General features: G+C 58.5%; 13 protein-coding genes. 7 read left to right on the top strand and 6 right to left on the bottom strand.

Annotated elements, in window-relative coordinates:
* The first annotated feature begins 811 nt into the window (after window positions 1–811).
* Together P6U29_RS08915 and P6U29_RS08910 are read left to right on the top strand one after the other, a co-directional pair.
* On the top strand, window positions 812–1912 hold the full coding sequence (locus P6U29_RS08915; RefSeq protein ID WP_407117243.1) for a helix-turn-helix transcriptional regulator: 1101 nt from the start codon (window positions 812–814) through the stop codon (window positions 1910–1912).
* 703 nt (window positions 1913–2615) lie between these two features.
* Window positions 2616–2837: a hypothetical protein gene (locus P6U29_RS08910; protein WP_407117242.1), complete on the top strand. Its 222-nt coding sequence runs from the start codon at window positions 2616–2618 to the stop codon at window positions 2835–2837.
* A 447-nt stretch (window positions 2838–3284) separates the two neighbouring features.
* Here the strand turns inward: P6U29_RS08910 and P6U29_RS08905 are convergent, their stop codons facing one another.
* Window positions 3285–3608 carry a hypothetical protein gene (locus tag P6U29_RS08905; protein WP_407117241.1) on the bottom strand — a complete coding sequence of 108 codons (324 nt, stop codon included), beginning with the start codon at window positions 3606–3608 and terminating at the stop codon, window positions 3285–3287.
* 363 nt (window positions 3609–3971) lie between these two features.
* Between P6U29_RS08905 and P6U29_RS08900 the strand changes: the two genes are divergently transcribed.
* On the top strand, window positions 3972–4559 hold the full coding sequence (locus tag P6U29_RS08900; RefSeq protein ID WP_407117240.1) for a transglutaminase-like cysteine peptidase: 588 nt from the start codon (window positions 3972–3974) through the stop codon (window positions 4557–4559).
* Between the two features lie 271 nt (window positions 4560–4830).
* The gene (gene gmd / locus P6U29_RS08895) at window positions 4831–5922 is read left to right on the top strand and encodes a GDP-mannose 4,6-dehydratase (RefSeq protein WP_407117239.1); all 1092 of its coding nucleotides are present in this window, start codon (window positions 4831–4833) and stop codon (window positions 5920–5922) included.
* Window positions 5923–6076: 154 nt separating this feature from the next.
* Here gmd and P6U29_RS08890 read toward each other — a convergent pair whose 3' ends face one another.
* Window positions 6077–6835, bottom strand: a complete 759-nt coding sequence (locus tag P6U29_RS08890; RefSeq protein ID WP_407117238.1) for a class I SAM-dependent methyltransferase — start codon at window positions 6833–6835, stop codon at window positions 6077–6079.
* Between the two features lie 47 nt (window positions 6836–6882).
* On the opposite strand from P6U29_RS08890, the gene P6U29_RS08885 reads away from it, so the two are divergent.
* A complete protein-coding gene (locus P6U29_RS08885; RefSeq protein WP_407117237.1) occupies window positions 6883–7962 on the top strand; it encodes an FkbM family methyltransferase in 1080 nt (359 codons plus the stop codon).
* A 184-nt stretch (window positions 7963–8146) separates the two neighbouring features.
* On the top strand, window positions 8147–10162 hold the full coding sequence (locus tag P6U29_RS08880) for an acyltransferase family protein (protein ID WP_407117236.1): 2016 nt from the start codon (window positions 8147–8149) through the stop codon (window positions 10160–10162).
* A 126-nt stretch (window positions 10163–10288) separates the two neighbouring features.
* On the opposite strand, the gene P6U29_RS08875 is transcribed toward P6U29_RS08880, so the two are convergent.
* From P6U29_RS08875 to P6U29_RS08860, 4 genes are all read right to left on the bottom strand, one after another.
* On the bottom strand, window positions 10289–11596 hold the full coding sequence (locus P6U29_RS08875) for a WcaI family glycosyltransferase (RefSeq protein ID WP_407117235.1): 1308 nt from the start codon (window positions 11594–11596) through the stop codon (window positions 10289–10291).
* 61 nt (window positions 11597–11657) lie between these two features.
* Window positions 11658–12632: a GDP-L-fucose synthase family protein gene (locus tag P6U29_RS08870; protein WP_407119280.1), complete on the bottom strand. Its 975-nt coding sequence runs from the start codon at window positions 12630–12632 to the stop codon at window positions 11658–11660.
* Window positions 12633–12919: 287 nt separating this feature from the next.
* Complete coding sequence (locus P6U29_RS08865) at window positions 12920–13192, bottom strand: hypothetical protein (RefSeq protein WP_407117234.1); 273 nt, start codon at window positions 13190–13192, stop codon at window positions 12920–12922.
* A gap of 190 nt (window positions 13193–13382) precedes the next feature.
* A complete protein-coding gene (locus tag P6U29_RS08860) occupies window positions 13383–14384 on the bottom strand; it encodes an ABC transporter substrate-binding protein (RefSeq protein WP_407119279.1) in 1002 nt (333 codons plus the stop codon).
* 252 nt (window positions 14385–14636) lie between these two features.
* On the opposite strand from P6U29_RS08860, the gene P6U29_RS08855 reads away from it, so the two are divergent.
* Window positions 14637–16136, top strand: coding sequence for an undecaprenyl-phosphate glucose phosphotransferase (locus P6U29_RS08855; RefSeq protein WP_407117233.1), 1500 nt, complete (start codon window positions 14637–14639; stop codon window positions 16134–16136).
* Window positions 16137–16139: the final 3 nt, after the last annotated feature.

The raw sequence follows: 16139 nt of genomic DNA, 5'->3' as shown, positions 1-16139 counted from the left end.
GGTCTTGTTATTGTTCGACGCCTCCGTTGTTCGGCGTCGCCTGAATTCTCGAAGTCGCAATCTCCGACCGTCGAAAAACCTTTTCGATAATTGCAAATTGTTCCCACTGTTGCGCGACTGCGTCAAGACAGTACAGCTGCTAACCTTAAGCAGCGCACGAACCGAACGGTGCGGCTGCGAAATCGTGCGTCCCCGATTCGCAACGGCTGGCCGCCTCACCGAACCTGACGATCGACGTCTCGCCGGGCTCCGGCGCAATATGTGACGCAATGAAGTGAGCGCTCTCTCCACCGGGCGCGATCGAACCAGGCTGCTCAAGCTGCCGAGCAAACGAAATGCCGCCGTTGATGGCGCCGGCCCGCAGGCCGGGCCACGCGCCTCAGGACAGTCTGCGACATTCTGACGCGCCGAGGCGCCACCACAGAACATGAGCGGACACCGAAAACCTACAACAATCTGGCTCAAGACCTTTAATTCCCGGATCGAAATGCATTCCTCGCCAATGGAATAGCGCTGGCACAGACCGCCGCATGACCCGAATGGGTCATGCGTGTTCTGCTCGCACCGCCTCGCCGCGGCGATTTCATCAGACTTTCGTCGGCCACGATTTTTCAGGAAAAATAGGCAGGAGGGCTTGTTTCGAACCGCCGCCTCGCGAAGCATCCTGAACCAGGGGAAATGCGGAGGGTGCCAAGGTCGGTTCGATGCCGGGCCTTCTGCACGGCATGCAACGAAGAGGCTTGCCGGCCGCAATGGATGGCTCGACGAGTGCCTTGACGGGTGCCTTGGGCTCAGCGGAGGGGGACCGCACTTGAGGACCAACAAGATAGACGATCATGAATTGTCGAAGGTCATCAATCGACTTGGCGAAGCCGCCGTGAATCCGGCTGCGTGGCGCGACATCATGGATGACATCTGCAAGGCGGTCGGGGCGTCAGCGGCATTACTGCTTCAGAGCGACATTAGGACCCCCGACGTTCCACGCACCGAATCGATCGACGAAGGGACCAAGTTCTACTTCAGGAATAACTGGCATCTGAGAGATCCTCGCGCCAGGGCGTTTCCGCGCATGATGGCGGGCGAAGTCGTGACCGACCTCGATGTGATGACCCCGGAACAGATTCGTTCCGATCCCATGTACAACGAGGTGCTGTTTCCGTTCGGATACCAGTGGTTTGCCGGCATCGGCTTCTGGGCTGACGGCGCAGCGTGGGCGTTGACGATCCAACGAACCGGCCGCGAAGGCGCATTCGAGGCGCGCGACAAGCAACTGCTTGCCCAACTGGCTCCGCGGCTCACCGAGACCGCCACGCTCGCCACCGCGGTCGGCAGGATTGCGCTGACCTCGATGACAGACGTCCTCAGTCGCGTTGGACAACCCGCACTGATCCTCAACCGCGAAGGCAAGGTTCTGCGCACAAACGAAGTAGCCGACGGCGGCTTTGACAATGAGATCCGCATCAAAGATCGGCGTCTCGTGCTCCGTGACAAGCAGGCCATGGCGAAACTCGATCAGCTGATCAGCTTGATCCGATCCGCGCCGGATAGCGCCGTCATCCCCGCCGCTCCCATCCTTGTCCGTCGCACGGCGAAGCCACCGGTTGTCTTGCGCATACTGCCAGTGGACGGCGCGGCGCGCTCCGTCTTTCTCGGCGCTCGCGCCATGCTGATTCTGTCCAATCTCGTCCCGCCTGCGGCGCCCGACTCTGTCCTCATCGGCCAAGCCTTCGACCTCACGCCGGCGGAATCTCGATTGGCCGCACTGCTTGCAACTGGCGCATCGCTCGCCAGCGCGGCCGAACAGCTGCACATTTCGCGCGAGACGGCGCGCAATCACCTCAAATCGGTCTTCTCGAAGACCGGCGCCCACCGGCAGCCGGAACTAGTCAAGCTGCTCCTTCAATTAGTCTGAGGATTGGTTCTTTGCCCAGCGGCGATCGCAAATTTCGCCTAAGCGCGAGCGAACGACCTCGACCTTTTCGGCGTCTCAGCTGAAAGGTGCGGCCTAATGGTTTGCGCTCCACCTTTCATTTTCGGCTCCGAGCCGCCACGGATACGTTCATTAGCAAGAGAAACAACGCGCTTGTCGCTTCATATCTCGCCACCACGCGTTTCCTCGCTCTTCCTCGCATGATGGCTTTTCCGGCGCGGGAGCCAATACTCCACTCCCAGCTTCGCGAACGTTTGCGCATCTCAAGTTCGAAGAACGAGAAGTCGTCCAAGCCTCCTGGATTATCTCCCAACGAGTTTGACGTCATTTCGCTACTTAAGGACCCATCGGCACCTTTGCCCCATACGAGCAAGAACGCTGCATGCAAGGGATAGCGATATGCCTAGAATCCTTGGGTGCGCCTCCCCCAAATGGGCTAGGCCGAGAAAAATCAGTGGAAGGGTCAGCTCTGCGGCTAGTCATACTCCGCTATTTGCGCTCCGCTGACCGCACAAGGCCAGCACAAGCGCGCTCGTCAAAGGGCTGCTGGCTGGCTTCTCCGGTATCACAATGCGCTCCAACGGGCTCCCGAAGAGCCACAAGATTCCTCCGGAACAGCTGGACTTCTGCACCGACCTGAGCGTGCATTCGACTATCCGGATCTGTCAGTGGAGTTCGACAAGCCATGAAAGCGGAAATCATCGAACCGGCTATCAAGGCGTGCCTCGCGGAGATCCATGCCAAGCTGAAGGCGGCCGAACAGACCGCGAAGGCTGCGCAGGCGTGTGCGGCGGCAGGTGGTGTGGCGGAAGCGGTTCGAGTCTCCATGGATATCGAGCAGCTGATCTACGAAGCTGGACGGCTTCATGATGCCGCCACGCTGCTTGCTCGAATGGCGCACGACTGAGACCCTCATCGTCCGCGCGATTGACAGGACATGAGTTTCGACAGGCTCTCTAACGCAAGGCCTCCGACCTTCAGCCTCCAGCCCCGCGCTTTCCTTCTTTATCACACCTCGTTCAGCCAACGCTTCAGGAGCCGCCGTTGCGCGGCCCGGAAATGCAGTAAGCATGTCATGGCGGGCTTGGCGGATGCGACCGAGCCACAAATTGGCACGGACGAGATCATCCATGGCGAACGAGCTCTGACGCTCCGCGTAGCCTGCCGTGATCGCGCGCGCCAATGGGCCGGAGTTGACGTCGTCCTCCATGCCTAGGCGCGATAGCCCATGTTGACGGGCATTGCGGCTCGATCGCGCTTTTCCGGCGTCCGTTTTCGGCCCTGTGCTTCGCTTGGCATTCAGCCGGTTCGCTTCCATTTTTCGTTCTGAAGTCATGCCGTCTTTGCTGACTCCCTAGCGCGGTTGGCGCGAACATAGTCTCGCACCCGGGGTTTTCGTGCTCTCCGTCAAAGCTTCCTCTTGTTCCTTTTCGACTTGGCGCAACATCCGACCGCCGCTTTGCTGGCCTAGCTGGCCGCGCAATGCGTCTCGTACTTCGAAGAGTTCACGAAGTGTTTGGGCATTGTCAGATTGTGTCTCCTGCCATTCGATGCGATCCTCTGCGGTCCATAAGTGAGACTCGCGATTGAAGCGAGTTTTCTCTGTCTTATCAAATTCGATGTACTGTTCGATCTCGCGCTCAATGTGATCTAGTTGCTCTTGGAGAGTCTTTGGCATCAGCCGTTCCCTCGGCTTTGCCTCCAGCCGGCGTCAACCTTCGGCGCAATCGGCGATGTGATCAATAGCTGTTCTGGTTCCAAGCGACGTCACGTTCCGGCGAAGAGGACTTCCGGACGAGGCCTTGCATGGACCCTAGCTTCATTCGGTGAGCGGCTCTAACGGCGGCGTGATAGAGCGGGAGCAGACGGCTTCCATGTCTTTATATAGATCTTGCAGATGTAAGGCCACGGACTGCACCGCGGTCGCCTTCACCCCTTGAGATCGAGCGCGCACCCCTGATGCACGATTGTGCATCGATTGCCTCACAATTGTCATAGCGCTTCCATTGCATCGCAATATACTTCGCCTAGCAATCAAGAAATGTCAGGCGAACTTTCGATGATCAGACATGCGGCCTGCATGCTGGCCATACTGTATTGCGTTGGCGGCCAGCCCGCCTATTCGAGCTACGAATCCCAAGCGGTGACGCCACCGCTGTCATTCTCACAATTCTGCATTCAATATCCCAAGGACTGCCAGCACCACGATGATCGGAGGATCCGAGATTTCCGCTCCTCAATTCAGCGTTGGCGAGAACTCGCCCAGATCAATTCAACGGTGAATTTCGGCATAGCGCCGCAAGATCCGCCCGCAAGCCGGCGTGACGCGGAGTGGCAGATATTCCCATACGAAGGCAATTGTGGCGACTATGCCGTCACCAAGCGCCATCTGCTGCTGCGATCCGGCTGGCCCAGTTCGGCACTCCTTCTCGCGGAGGTCGTCATCCGAGCGACCGGAGAGCACCACCTTGTGCTGATAGTGCGCGAGGGAAGAGCGGTTCTTGTGCTCGATAATCTGAGCCCGGTGGTAACGCCGTTGGTGGATGCGTTGGATCGCTTCACTATTGTGCGGGTGGAGTCAGGATCGATCCACAACAGTGGACACGGGAAGTCGCTGCCTTCTAAGTAGTCTTCTGGACGAACTACCGGCCAAGCCCGAATGCTGTCATCAGATCCGATCCAGCTTCTTTCCGCCGGGATTTGACGCTTGGTGGTCCCGCTATGGCTAAAGGCGGGACGGACGCAGTGAGGGCCACTGAACCTCGCGAGAACTCTGTTGGGGATTCTTGGCGCCTCCGCCGGAGCCAGACGCCGTTAATCTAAGCTTGATTTTCGCTCTATTTCACCCTCCCTAGCCAAGTGGATTTCGTGTAAGCACAAATTTCCATTTTGGGACTGATATGACAAAGAAACGAGCACTCATTACCGGCGTCACCGGCCAGGACGGCGCCTATTTGGCCGAACTTCTTCTACAGAGGGGATACGAGGTCCACGGCATCAAGCGCCGGACCTCCCTCTTCAATACGGACCGAATCGATCACCTTTACCTTGACCCGCATGAGCCGGACCCGCCGTTCCGGTTGCACTACGGCGACCTCACGGACTCGTCGAGCCTGATCCGGATCGTCGGGCAGGTGCAGCCTAATGAGATCTATAATCTCGCTGCCCAAAGCCATGTTGCCGTTTCGTTTGAGGAACCGGAATACACCGCAAATTCAGACGCGCTGGGCGCGCTTCGGATTTTAGAGGCAATCCGGATCGTTGGCTTGGAGAAGAAGACGCGTTTCTATCAAGCCTCGACGTCCGAACTCTATGGTCTCGTGCAGGAGATCCCGCAAAAGGAGACGACGCCCTTCTACCCGCGCTCGCCTTACGCGGTCGCCAAGCTCTACGCGTATTGGATCACCGTGAACTATCGTGAAGCCTACGGCATGTATGCCTGCAATGGCATCCTGTTCAATCACGAATCTCCCGTCCGCGGCGAGACCTTTGTCACCCGAAAAATCACGCGCGCCCTGGCGCGGATCCATTTGGGCCTGCAGGAACGTTTGTATCTCGGTAATCTCGACGCGCTGCGCGACTGGGGACATGCCCGCGATTATGTTGAGATGCAGTGGTTGATGTTGCAGCAGGAGAAGGCAGAGGATTTCGTCATCGCTACCGGCAAACAACACTCGGTGAGGGACTTCGTCAACGTCGCGGCCAGCGAGATTGGAATGCGAATTCGCTGGGAAGGCGCGGGCGTCGATGAAAAGGGATACGATGCCAAAACTGGAAAGTGCGTTGTATCGGTCGATCCCAGGTACTTCCGACCGACCGAAGTCGAGACGCTTCTCGGTGATCCTGCCAAGGCGAAACAGAAGCTCGGGTGGGAGCCGAAAACGTCGTTCGAGAGCCTAGTTCGGGAGATGATGAAGGAGGATCTCGAATCCGCGAAGCGGGACGAACTGATCAAGCAGCACGGCTTCCGCTACTTCGCGCGACACGAATAGCCTGTCGGTGGGTCGACATCGCGATTGATGAGAAGCAAGTAAGCGCTCTCGCGGCGCTTACTGTTGGCTGCTCTTGCCCAAGCGACGTCATCGCGGTGTCATCCCTCTTTAGGCAAGCGAACCGCATCTTCCACCGGCAGTGGGGAATGAGGCGTTAGAGACCGGACCGACGTCTCGCTGCTCTTGCCAAGACCCCAAGGTTTCCGAGGAGATGTCTTGCCGCTATCGCCGCACTCTTGCCTTCGGTGACTTCCTGGAGCTTATACTCAAAGTAGTCGGGCAAGACGCGATCCAGATCGAAGGGGCTGGTTAGCGAGGAATAACCTGCGGGACAAAAATCGCCGCGACAAAAAACGAGAAGGTTCTGTCGATACCAGGGCCGAATTCGGCTGTCGTCATATATCTGCGGTCGGACGCAATCGAAGGCGCTGTAACCATGGCGGCTGAAACGTTCTGCCCAGTAGGATGGCCATTGCTCGTTCAGGTGGTTTCTACCGCCTTGCCCTTTGACTGCAGCAGAGAACAGTACGATTGGTGCAGCGGTCACGAGCGCGGAAACGAACTCATTCGCGCTACTCTCGGGCAAATGCTCGGCCACCTCTAACGAACACGCTAAATCGAATTTGCGGCCGATATCGGTGATGGATCGAAGGTCCATGGATCTGAACCTTTCCGACGGAATTCTGAGCTGATCACGAGGCACATAGTCGCCGTCAATTCCGAGATAATCGCGCACACCGTTCGTAGCGAATTCGTGCAACCAAGCGCCGACACTGCAGCCGACGTCAACGACCGAATTGACTTTGAAAAGTCGAAGCACCAGTGGGACGATCACCGACGCAGATTCGAAAGAGCCGCCTGACTGCTCCTTGAAGAACTGCGCACCGTAATGCTCAGCGACAGACTTCTCCATATCGACACCTCCGGACACCCAACCCGCCGGACAATCAAGGCTGCGCCATGCCGGCGCATAACGTCAAGCCCGTCACTCATTGGAGTTTGCAGAAAAAATGTGACTTGTGCGATCGAGTTCCGCACTGCCACATTTGTGGTGCGCGACCGCGGCTCGCGGATCGCACTCTCAACTTCGGGCGCTGCCATAACGCGGGCTCTATCGCGGCAATACGTTCGGGTGCTTTCGGAAAAGGCCTTTCTCCCTCTTCAATTGATCTTTCACCGACTTTGAAGCACCTGGGCAACATCGCGTACTTCGTCGAATGCGTCGCCGCTTTGCCGCCATTGTTTCCAACGGAACACTGGCGCGCGCTTAGCATAGAGCGGGTTGACCTCCCCTCATGTGGAGGTCAAATTGCCGGGTGGGCTGTTCAGGCGACAAGCACAGGCGAACTCATTATGCTCACAGCGCCGCTACGCTTCGCCGGCCGATTGCGCCGCTACATTTCCCGCCGCCTTTACGGCGATCCCGACTCCTATCTTGAACTATGTTCCGGCGTGATTCATGTCGGGGCAAATGCTGGCCAAGAACGGGAGCTCTATGCCCGACACAAGCTCAAGGTGGCGTGGATAGAACCTGTCCCGGAGCAATTTGAATTGCTTCGACAAAACATCCGCTCGCTGCCTGACCAGCGGGCAATCAACGCGCTGATCGCCGATACCGATGGCAAGCCCTATACTTTCCATGTCTCGAACAATGATGGCCTGTCATCGTCCATTCTGGATTTGCATGACCACAAGGACATTTGGCCGGATGTGCACTTCGTCCGCGACATAACGATTCGTTCTTCGACGTTGAAGACGGCTCTTGAAATGTGGCAAGTCGATCTCGGGCAATACAATGTCCTTGTGTTGGACACCCAGGGCTCGGAGTTGCTGGTTCTGCGGGGTGCGCAAGAAATCTTGCGACAATTCAGATTCATCAAGGCCGAAGCGGCGGACTTCGAATCATATCGGAATTGTGCGACCGTTGATCAAATCTGCTCGTATCTGAAAGCTTTTGGCTTTCAGGTGAGACGCGAGGACCGGTTTGCGAAGCGTGCATCTGGTGGCGCCTATTTCGACATCTTGTTCGAACGCGTTTAAGGCTGAGGTCACCGAATGACGCCAACCTGCCGGCTTTGGTCCGAGCGGATATTATCTGCTGATTACTTGTCGGCGCCTGGCGGGTCAGGCCCGCCTTCTCCTTCGCGTATCCGCCGACACTAGCCCTTGCCTCGCCGCCGCCCCACGAACAGCCGAAAACGGACAAACTCCCCGAACGAAATGCGTGGTACTGATTGTTCGCGCGTTTCTAGATGCAATGTGCACAGCAATAGACATGCAGCCCGTATCGCGAGCGGCGACCCATTTCAGAGCTGATGTCGAGGGGCTGAGGGCGATCGCAGTTCTATCGGTGGTCGCCTTTCATTACGCAGTTCCGGGCTTAACCGGCGGATTTGTCGGTGTAGACGTGTTCTTCGTCATATCCGGCTTCCTGATCACGCAACTTTTGCTTCGGGAGATAGCCGCGACCGGGAAAGTCGATTTTCTTGGCTTCTATGGTCGCAGGGCTAAGAGACTCTTGCCTGCCGCCTTCGCGGTCACGCTAGCGACCTTGATGATCGGATACTTCCTGCTGGCGCCCTTTGAACAGAAGGAGATGGCCAAGTCGGCCGCAGCTTCAGCGCTGTATGCCGCCAATGTTTGGCTCCTCCGCCAATCCATGAACTATTTCGCCCCCGAAAGTTCGCTCAATCCCTTCCTTCATACGTGGTCACTTTCAGTCGAGGAACAATTTTACTTGGTCTGGCCCGCGTTTCTCGTCATTGTCGGTCGTTTCAGCCAAAAGATCATCCTGCTAGCTTTGCTGATCGTAGTGTTCGGATCGTTCGCTGGCTGCATCTACCTGACCTACGGCAAGCAAGCTTGGGCGTTCTATCTCGCGCCCCCTCGGGCGTGGGAGTTTGGAGCAGGAGCTCTGATCGCAACAAGGCCCTTCGAGCGCTGGGCAAAGCAGCATGGCTCGAGTTCAATCGTTGGATGGTTGTCATTCGCAGTTCTCATCCTGTCATTCTTTGCTATTGACGGCTTCATGGCGTTCCCGGGAGTCGTTTCCGTTGTTCCAGTGGCAGCTACGGCACTGCTGCTGCTCACGGGGAACAATCCTGCTGGACCGTCGGCTTTGCTCAGGACTCATCCGTTTCAGTTCTTCGGTGCCCGGTCCTACGCTATTTACCTCTGGCATTGGCCGATTGCAGTTCTTGGTACGGCAGTTGTCGGCGGGACTGCATTGGCCCATTGCCTTTTCTTTGTCATGACAATCGTTCTCTCGTCGCTCAGCTTCGCCTGGCTCGAATACCCCATCAGAGCTAGTCACTGGCTGGCACAACGACCTGTACGATCAATAGTCATGGGCGGCGCCGTTACGTTAACCGCCACAGTTGCCGGAATCCTTTCGTTCGCCATTGCGCAGCACGTCACGAATGCCGCGCAAGCGAAGATAGTTGCCTCGACTTCGAAATATTCACTTTCGAGCGAGAGTGGTTGTCTGGCCGGGTTCACCACACAAAGTCCCATCCGCTGCGTATTCGGCCCGTCCAACTATACAAAGACAATTGTGCTGTTGGGAGATTCTCACGCCGATCAATGGACGACCGCGCTCGCGGATATTGCCGAACAGAGAGGATGGCGGCTTATTACCTACCTGAAGGCCTCGTGTCCTATCGCCGACATCCCGGTTTCCAAGGTCCACAGTTTGCGACTTCGTCGGCTTTCGCCCCAGTGCGCAAGCTGGCGCGAGCAGGCAATCGCGATGATAAAAACTCAAGATAGCCCGGACGCGATACTGTTGGCGCAGTTTTCGAGCGGAAACGTCAAGGGACCATTCACCAATCTGGGACCTCACGCAGTGAGCATTGAGACCTGGGAGCGTGGATTATTTGGAGCGCTCAAGGAACTCGAACCGGTCAACGCCAAGCTCATTGTCATCCGCGACAATCCCACTCCTTACCACCCGGTCGGCAATTGTCTTGCTCGGGCGGAATGGCGGCGCTTACCATTTAGCACCTGCAGTCGCAGTCTTTCGCTCACTACAAGCAACGAAGTGTTCGAAGCGGAGCAACGTGCCGTCTCGTCGATCAACCACGCGCGCATGATCGACCTAACATCGTCGATTTGCACAGGCTTGGTATGTCCGGCCATTCGCGACGGCGTCGTTGTCTATAGAGACGCAAACCATCTCACAGTCGATTTCACACTAGTGCTTATGGATCGTCTCGCCGCAGAACTAATAGCCGCCCTCTGAGGAAGATCGTGTCGGTCAAGCATCGCAGCGAGCGAGACTCGGGTATGAGCGCTCATCGCGGCGCTTATTTCCGGCTAGTCTCGGTCGACAAAACTATCGCAGCGCAACTGGTTGAGGCTAGGCCCCTCAGGGCACACGAACCGCATCCTCCACCGGCAATGCAACGTTGTCGTTAGCGCCTGCCGAGCCGTTTTCCTCTTTCCCAGTTGAGTTGGACTCGCCTGCCATGACTTCCGCCCACCGCCGAACTATGGTCCACCGATCCCATCGCTCAAGGGCGCGCTTTCGTCCTTCATCGCCGTAACGCCGGCGGAGTGCGGGCGACTCACTGAGCTGGCAGATCGCAACTTCCAGAGCTGACAAATCTCCCGGCGGAATCACGAGACCGGCGCCGGTCACTTCCACCGCCAGCCCCGTACCTTCTTCGGCCATCGCTATGACCGGCCGCGCGGACGCGAAGATCGCACCAAGTTTCGAGGGCAACACCAGATCGGCTGCCTCGGCCTTCTGCGGAATGAGATGAAAATCGGCGGTCGCCATCAATTCGTTGAAGCTCTCGTTGGGCTGAAGTCCGAAAAAATGGACGTTGGAATGTCCAGCGCCCATCTGCTCGAGCCTCGTTTTGTGCGGTCCCTCGCCGGTAAGAATAAAGTGAACATTTGGATGGCTTTGCTCCAAGCTGACCGAAGCCTCGATTACGAGATCGAGCCCCTGCTTGTTCGACATCGTTCCAGAGTAGAGCGCAACAATATCGCCTTCGCCGAGGTTTAACTGCCGGCGGTATTTTGTCATTCGTGATCCGGGGCAGACCGTGCTGGTATCAATCCAGTTTCTGACCTCAAGCGCTTTGTTGGGCGCTAGCCCTTTGATTACCAGGCGCAGCAACATCGCCTCAGAAATAGTTGAGACGCGATCGAAGGATTTGAGGATTGCAGCTTCCGTTCTCAACATCCACTTGCGCAGTGAATGGTTGCGCAGCAGACCAAGATCGAATGCCGCGTCCACCTCGAAATCCTGCACATGAAGCCATGATTTGGCGCCGACGCGACGAGCGACGAACGAGACGAAGGCAGCCGACATCAGCGATGGCGCGACGGCGATCATAACGTCGGGTCGCCAGGATAGCGCCTCGAAGAGGACCGGCGCCGCGCTCGTGAGCGCGAACGAAGCGTGATGGACCAGCCGTTTAGCGCCCGAGGGATGTCCGGGCACATAAATCGGCACACGTGTTACTCGAACGCCGTCAATATCTCTCGATCTGAAGTACGACGATTTGAACGCGGGTGGGATCTTCCAGGCCGGATAATAAGGGGGCGCCGTAATGACCCGAACTTCATGACCGTCGGCTGCCAAACTTTCGCAGAGCTCGGCGTTGTATTTCGCAACGCCGATCAGATCTGGGGCATAGTTGATGCCCACCAAGAGAACACGCATAAAGCCCCGCCCAAGTCAAAGTTCAGAATAAAAAAGCTTTCTTGTAGTCCAAGTAATCTACTCAGCGCGTTGCGCTGACTTCCAGATGACGTCCGTAGCCTTCCAAGAAATCTGCGTATGCGGCCGCGAGACCGGCCTGCAAAGCGACGTTCGGCCGCCAACCAAGCCCTCGAATTCTCGAACTATCGAGCAGCTTGCGTGGCGTTCCGTCAGGCTTGGAGGTATCGAACGCGAGCTTGCCTCCATAGCCCACGACTTCCGCTACGACCGCCGCAAAGTCTGCGATCGATAACTCATCACCACTACCGACGTTTATCGGCAGGTCGCTCGAATAATTCTTCAGAAGGAAAAAGCAGGCATCGGCAAAATCATCGACGTTGAGAAATTCGCGGAGCGGCGTGCCGGTGCCCCATACGGAGACGCTCGGCGCATTGGCGATCTTGGCTTCGTGGAAGCGCCGGATCAGCGCTGCAGGGACGTGACTATGGTCCGGATGATAATTGTCGCCGCGGCCGTAGAGATTGGTCGGCATCACCGAGATGAAATCATCGCCATACTGCCGACGATACGCCTGGCACATTTTGAGGCCGGCAATCTTGGCGATCGCATACCACTCGTTGGTCGGCTCAAGCGGCCCCGTCAGCAATTCGCTTTCGGCGATCGGCTGCTTGGCGTGCTTGGGATAGATACAGGATGAGCCGAGGAACAACAGGCGCTGCACGCCAACCGCGTGACTTGCGCGGATGACGTTCAATTCCACCGCAAGATTGTCGCAGAGAAAGTCGACCGGGAAACTGTTGTTGGCTGCGATACCGCCGACCTTTGCAGCGGCGTGCACCACAACGTCGGGACGATTGGCCTGCAGCCATTTCAGCGTGGGCTCTTCCTTTGTGAGGTCCAGTTCACGCCGGTCGGCCGTCAGCACAGTGCAATTCTCTGATGCAAGCCTTCGGACGACAGCTGATCCGACCATGCCGCGGTGACCCGCGACAAAGACACGTTTGCCCGTGAGATCGTAGGTTGAAACCCCTGTCATCGTATCCTCTATCAGCGGCCGGTTGGCCGGATCACCACTCCCAGGAAATCCGGCCCACCGCCGCCTAAGCAATCACGCTGCCGATGCAGCCCCGCCGATCTGGTAACACAATCTTCACCATGCGAAAGCCTATCCCGGCCCGGCAAAGATATTCATGGTGAACCTGCGCTGCGCGCACAAAAGAGCAGCACTCTGCGAAACAAAAATGAGCAAGGCAGCCGCATGAGCTGTGCGGCTGCCTTTAAGTCTTTGCAAAAAACGGCGGCCGCCGCTTGTTCAGCCCAAGCTCAATACGCCCGACGTAGGACAGGGCCGACAGGCGCGCAAACGCGGTCCATGTACCAGCCATAGGGCGTCTCGACCCGCACCAGGGGGCAACGGCGCACCGGCACATAGCGGTACGGGTACGGCTGCGCCCAGAACGTAACAGGCGTCACCTGGCTCTCGCCCGTGAGCAGGGCTGCCGGTGCGGGCATCTGCATCGCGGCGCTTGCTCCGCTCGATGCGCCGAGGGTAACAGTTGCGGCCAAAAGACCTGCTCGCATCAACGTCTTAAACATCCAAAAAGCTCCTCGCCCCTGCGGATTTGATCCCCGTGCTCGTCAGACCCCAGCCGGCCGACGTCGCGGTCCGCGACTAGCCCAAATAGTGAACTGAACTTTACCAAGGCCACCGGCAGAAATGCAACCGATGCCACGGCGGCCAAAGGCCTTTTGGGTCGATATGGCGCACAGGTGTGGCTTCTTGGTCCTACTTTTCCTCGGTCCAGGCGCCCGGGGCAGCGAGGTCGGGTGAACGGCGATACACATCCCGAAGGAACTGGTAGTTGACCGTCTGAGCCAAAGGCACGTCTTCCTCGCCGAGCTTGGCAAAGAGGAGGATATCCCGAAGCGTCCGCCAGCGGCTTTCGTCGTAGTCGCCAATACGACCGCCCGTCGGCAACACCAACGGCCGCTGCTGCTGCAGCTCGAATTTCAGCCGCTCGGAATTCAGCCTGGCCGGGCCGGTGCCGGCGAGAACGGGCACGCTCCGTGCATAGTCCGCGTAGGCAAATTGCCATCCTCGAATGAGCCCCTGCAGGACGTCGGCGATCACGGACGGCTGATCATGGATGAGATCATTGCTCGCGAAGTAGACCTGGCCTGGGACATGAATGCCGTAGTCCTGCGGTTTGATGACGCTCAGCTTCACGAAGGTCGCGCTGGAGGGATCGGGCTGCTCGTCGATGGCGGCAATGATCGCATCCACCTCCCCGGCCCTCAAAGCCTCGAAGCTGTCGCGGTCTGGGACCTTGGTGATCTGGCTTCGGGGAAGCCCGAGCTGCGCCATCATGGCGTCAAAGACGACGTCCCCCTCACTCGCCCTGCGGTATCCGACCCGTTTTCCGACCAGATCAGCCGGCCGCCGCAAGCCCGAGCTTTCGAGCGTGAAAATCGCGACCGAGGTATCGAGGAAGCTTGCAGCAAACGCTGTCACGGGAACGCCGCGCCAGCTTGCCAGCAGGAAGTTCTGGCCGCTCGTCACGCCGATGGCATGTTGGCGTGCAATGGTTTCGACGAAGTCAGGGCCTTCGGGCTGCGCCGACACCTCAATGCGGGAGGAGAAATATCCCTGCCTGGACGCCGCGAGCTCGCCGGCAAACCGGGCGCCATATGGCCCATCAAGGAGGAGCTTGATTGCGACGGGCCTGGACGCCGTTGGAGTTCGGATGGGGGCCGCATCGGGACGCAGAAGGAGAAGCAGGATTCCCACCAAAGCGACGGCCGCAAGGCCAATGGCGAGGTACCGCTTCCCTGTCGGCCGGCTCCGCCGCCGGGAGTGGGTGCGAGGCAACGAGGACTTCCTAACGGGTTGTGAAATTTGACATATCAACCGAGGCAAGATGAGGCTACAATCGAGCGCGTGGGGTAAGGTTAATTTTTCCTTCGCCTTGTTCTAACAGCGATTTTGACCGATAGCACGGCGCGTTCGGATAATGAATTTTGCGTCAATGGGTTTGGCAGGATGACGATTCTTTCCACGCGGCCGGTGCCCGTCGCTGATTCGACGACGGAAATTCGTGTGGTCGAGCCGGTCACCGAGACATCTGCAGGGTTTGCGCCGAGCTGGCTACGACCTGTGGTTGTCGAGCGGCTGATCGCCATGGTCGATGCGGCGCTGATCGTGATCAGCGGAATCGGCTGTGCGGTCGGCTATCACATCGTGACCGCCGGCACGCTCGGCAAGGCGGATGTCTATGCGGCGGCGAGCGTGCTGGTTGCGATCAATTTCATCCTGCTGACGACCGTGCAGCACGGCTACCGCCTGAAGAATATCACCAACCTCCCCCGCACGTTCCGGATGACGCTGACGACGTGGACCTTCCTGTTCGGCGCGCTGCTGGCGATCGCCTTCACGATGAAGGTCAGCGACGAGTTCTCCCGCGGCACCACGATCTCGTTCTACCTGGTCGGCCTCGCCGCCCTGCTCGCCTGGAAGACCGCGGCGGCGCGCTGGACCGCGCATGCCCAGCGCACCGGCGCCTTCGCCAACGGCCGGGCGATCATGATTGCCGAGTTCGGCCTTGCCACCTCGTCCAACGCGGTCGACGACCTTGGCCAGCACGGCTACCGCCTGATGCGCGTGATGGAGATCCCGGCCAAGGAGCTTGGCTCTCCCCTGCTGCTGTCCTCGCTGGCGCCGCGCTTCGAGGAGTTGATCAATTACGCGCGCGAGCACCGGATCGAGCACGTCTTCCTCTTGATCAACTGGAGCCGGCAGCATGCGATCGACAGCATTCTGGACATGCTGAAGATCCTCCCGCTGCCGGTGCATCTGGTGCCGGACCCCAACACGGCGCGCTTCTTGCGCTATCCGCTTGTAGGCACCGGCAACACCTTCACAGCCGAGCTGCGCCGCGCCCCGCTCAGCCATCGCGAACGCGCGCTCAAGCGCGCGCTCGACCTCGTCGGCGCCAGCCTTGCGCTCTTGGTGTTCGCGCCGGTGATGCTGGTGACCGCACTCCTGATCAAGCTGACCTCGGCGGGCCCGGTGTTCTTCCGCCAGACCCGCCACGGCTTTGGCGGGCGCGCGTTCAGGATCTTCAAGTTCCGCACCATGCGCGTGCTGGAGGACGGCCCCACGATTGTGCAGGCGCAGAAGGACGACCCGCGCGTCACGCCAATCGGCAAATGGCTGCGCAAGACCTCGATCGACGAGCTGCCGCAGCTCCTCAACGTGCTCAAGGGCGACATGTCGCTGGTCGGCCCCCGCCCGCACGCGGCCGCCCACAACACAGAATATGAGCAGATCATCGGCAACTACGCCTTCCGCCACCACGTCAAGCCCGGCATCACCGGCTGGGCCCAGGTTAATGGTTATCGCGGAGAAACCCGCACGCTCGAGCTGATGCAGAAGCGCGTGGAGTATGATTTGTGGTACATCAATAATTGGAGCTTGTGGTTGGATGTGAGGATCTTGTTGGGAACGGCAGTGTCAGCGTTTAAGCATCAAGCTGCGTACTAGCAC

The organism is Bradyrhizobium sp. LMG 9283 (assembly GCF_045571415.1).
In the GTDB taxonomy this organism is placed as follows: domain Bacteria; phylum Pseudomonadota; class Alphaproteobacteria; order Rhizobiales; family Xanthobacteraceae; genus Bradyrhizobium.
This window is presented reverse-complemented; position numbering and strand designations above follow the sequence as displayed.

Excerpts from the sequence above, each read along its gene's own strand:
- P6U29_RS08910 (WP_407117242.1), top strand. The coding sequence starts at position 2,616 with ATGAAAGCGGAAATCATCGAACCGGCTATCAAGGCGTGCCTCGCGGAG.
- P6U29_RS08905 (WP_407117241.1), bottom strand. The coding sequence starts at position 3,608 with ATGCCAAAGACTCTCCAAGAGCAACTAGATCACATTGAGCGCGAGATC.
- P6U29_RS08900 (WP_407117240.1), top strand. The coding sequence starts at position 3,972 with ATGTCAGGCGAACTTTCGATGATCAGACATGCGGCCTGCATGCTGGCC.
- gmd (WP_407117239.1), top strand. The coding sequence starts at position 4,831 with ATGACAAAGAAACGAGCACTCATTACCGGCGTCACCGGCCAGGACGGC.
- P6U29_RS08890 (WP_407117238.1), bottom strand. The coding sequence starts at position 6,835 with ATGGAGAAGTCTGTCGCTGAGCATTACGGTGCGCAGTTCTTCAAGGAG.
- P6U29_RS08885 (WP_407117237.1), top strand. The coding sequence starts at position 6,883 with ATGCCGGCGCATAACGTCAAGCCCGTCACTCATTGGAGTTTGCAGAAA.
- P6U29_RS08875 (WP_407117235.1), bottom strand. The coding sequence starts at position 11,596 with ATGCGTGTTCTCTTGGTGGGCATCAACTATGCCCCAGATCTGATCGGC.
- P6U29_RS08870 (WP_407119280.1), bottom strand. The coding sequence starts at position 12,632 with ATGACAGGGGTTTCAACCTACGATCTCACGGGCAAACGTGTCTTTGTC.
- P6U29_RS08865 (WP_407117234.1), bottom strand. The coding sequence starts at position 13,192 with ATGTTTAAGACGTTGATGCGAGCAGGTCTTTTGGCCGCAACTGTTACC.
- P6U29_RS08855 (WP_407117233.1), top strand. The coding sequence starts at position 14,637 with ATGACGATTCTTTCCACGCGGCCGGTGCCCGTCGCTGATTCGACGACG.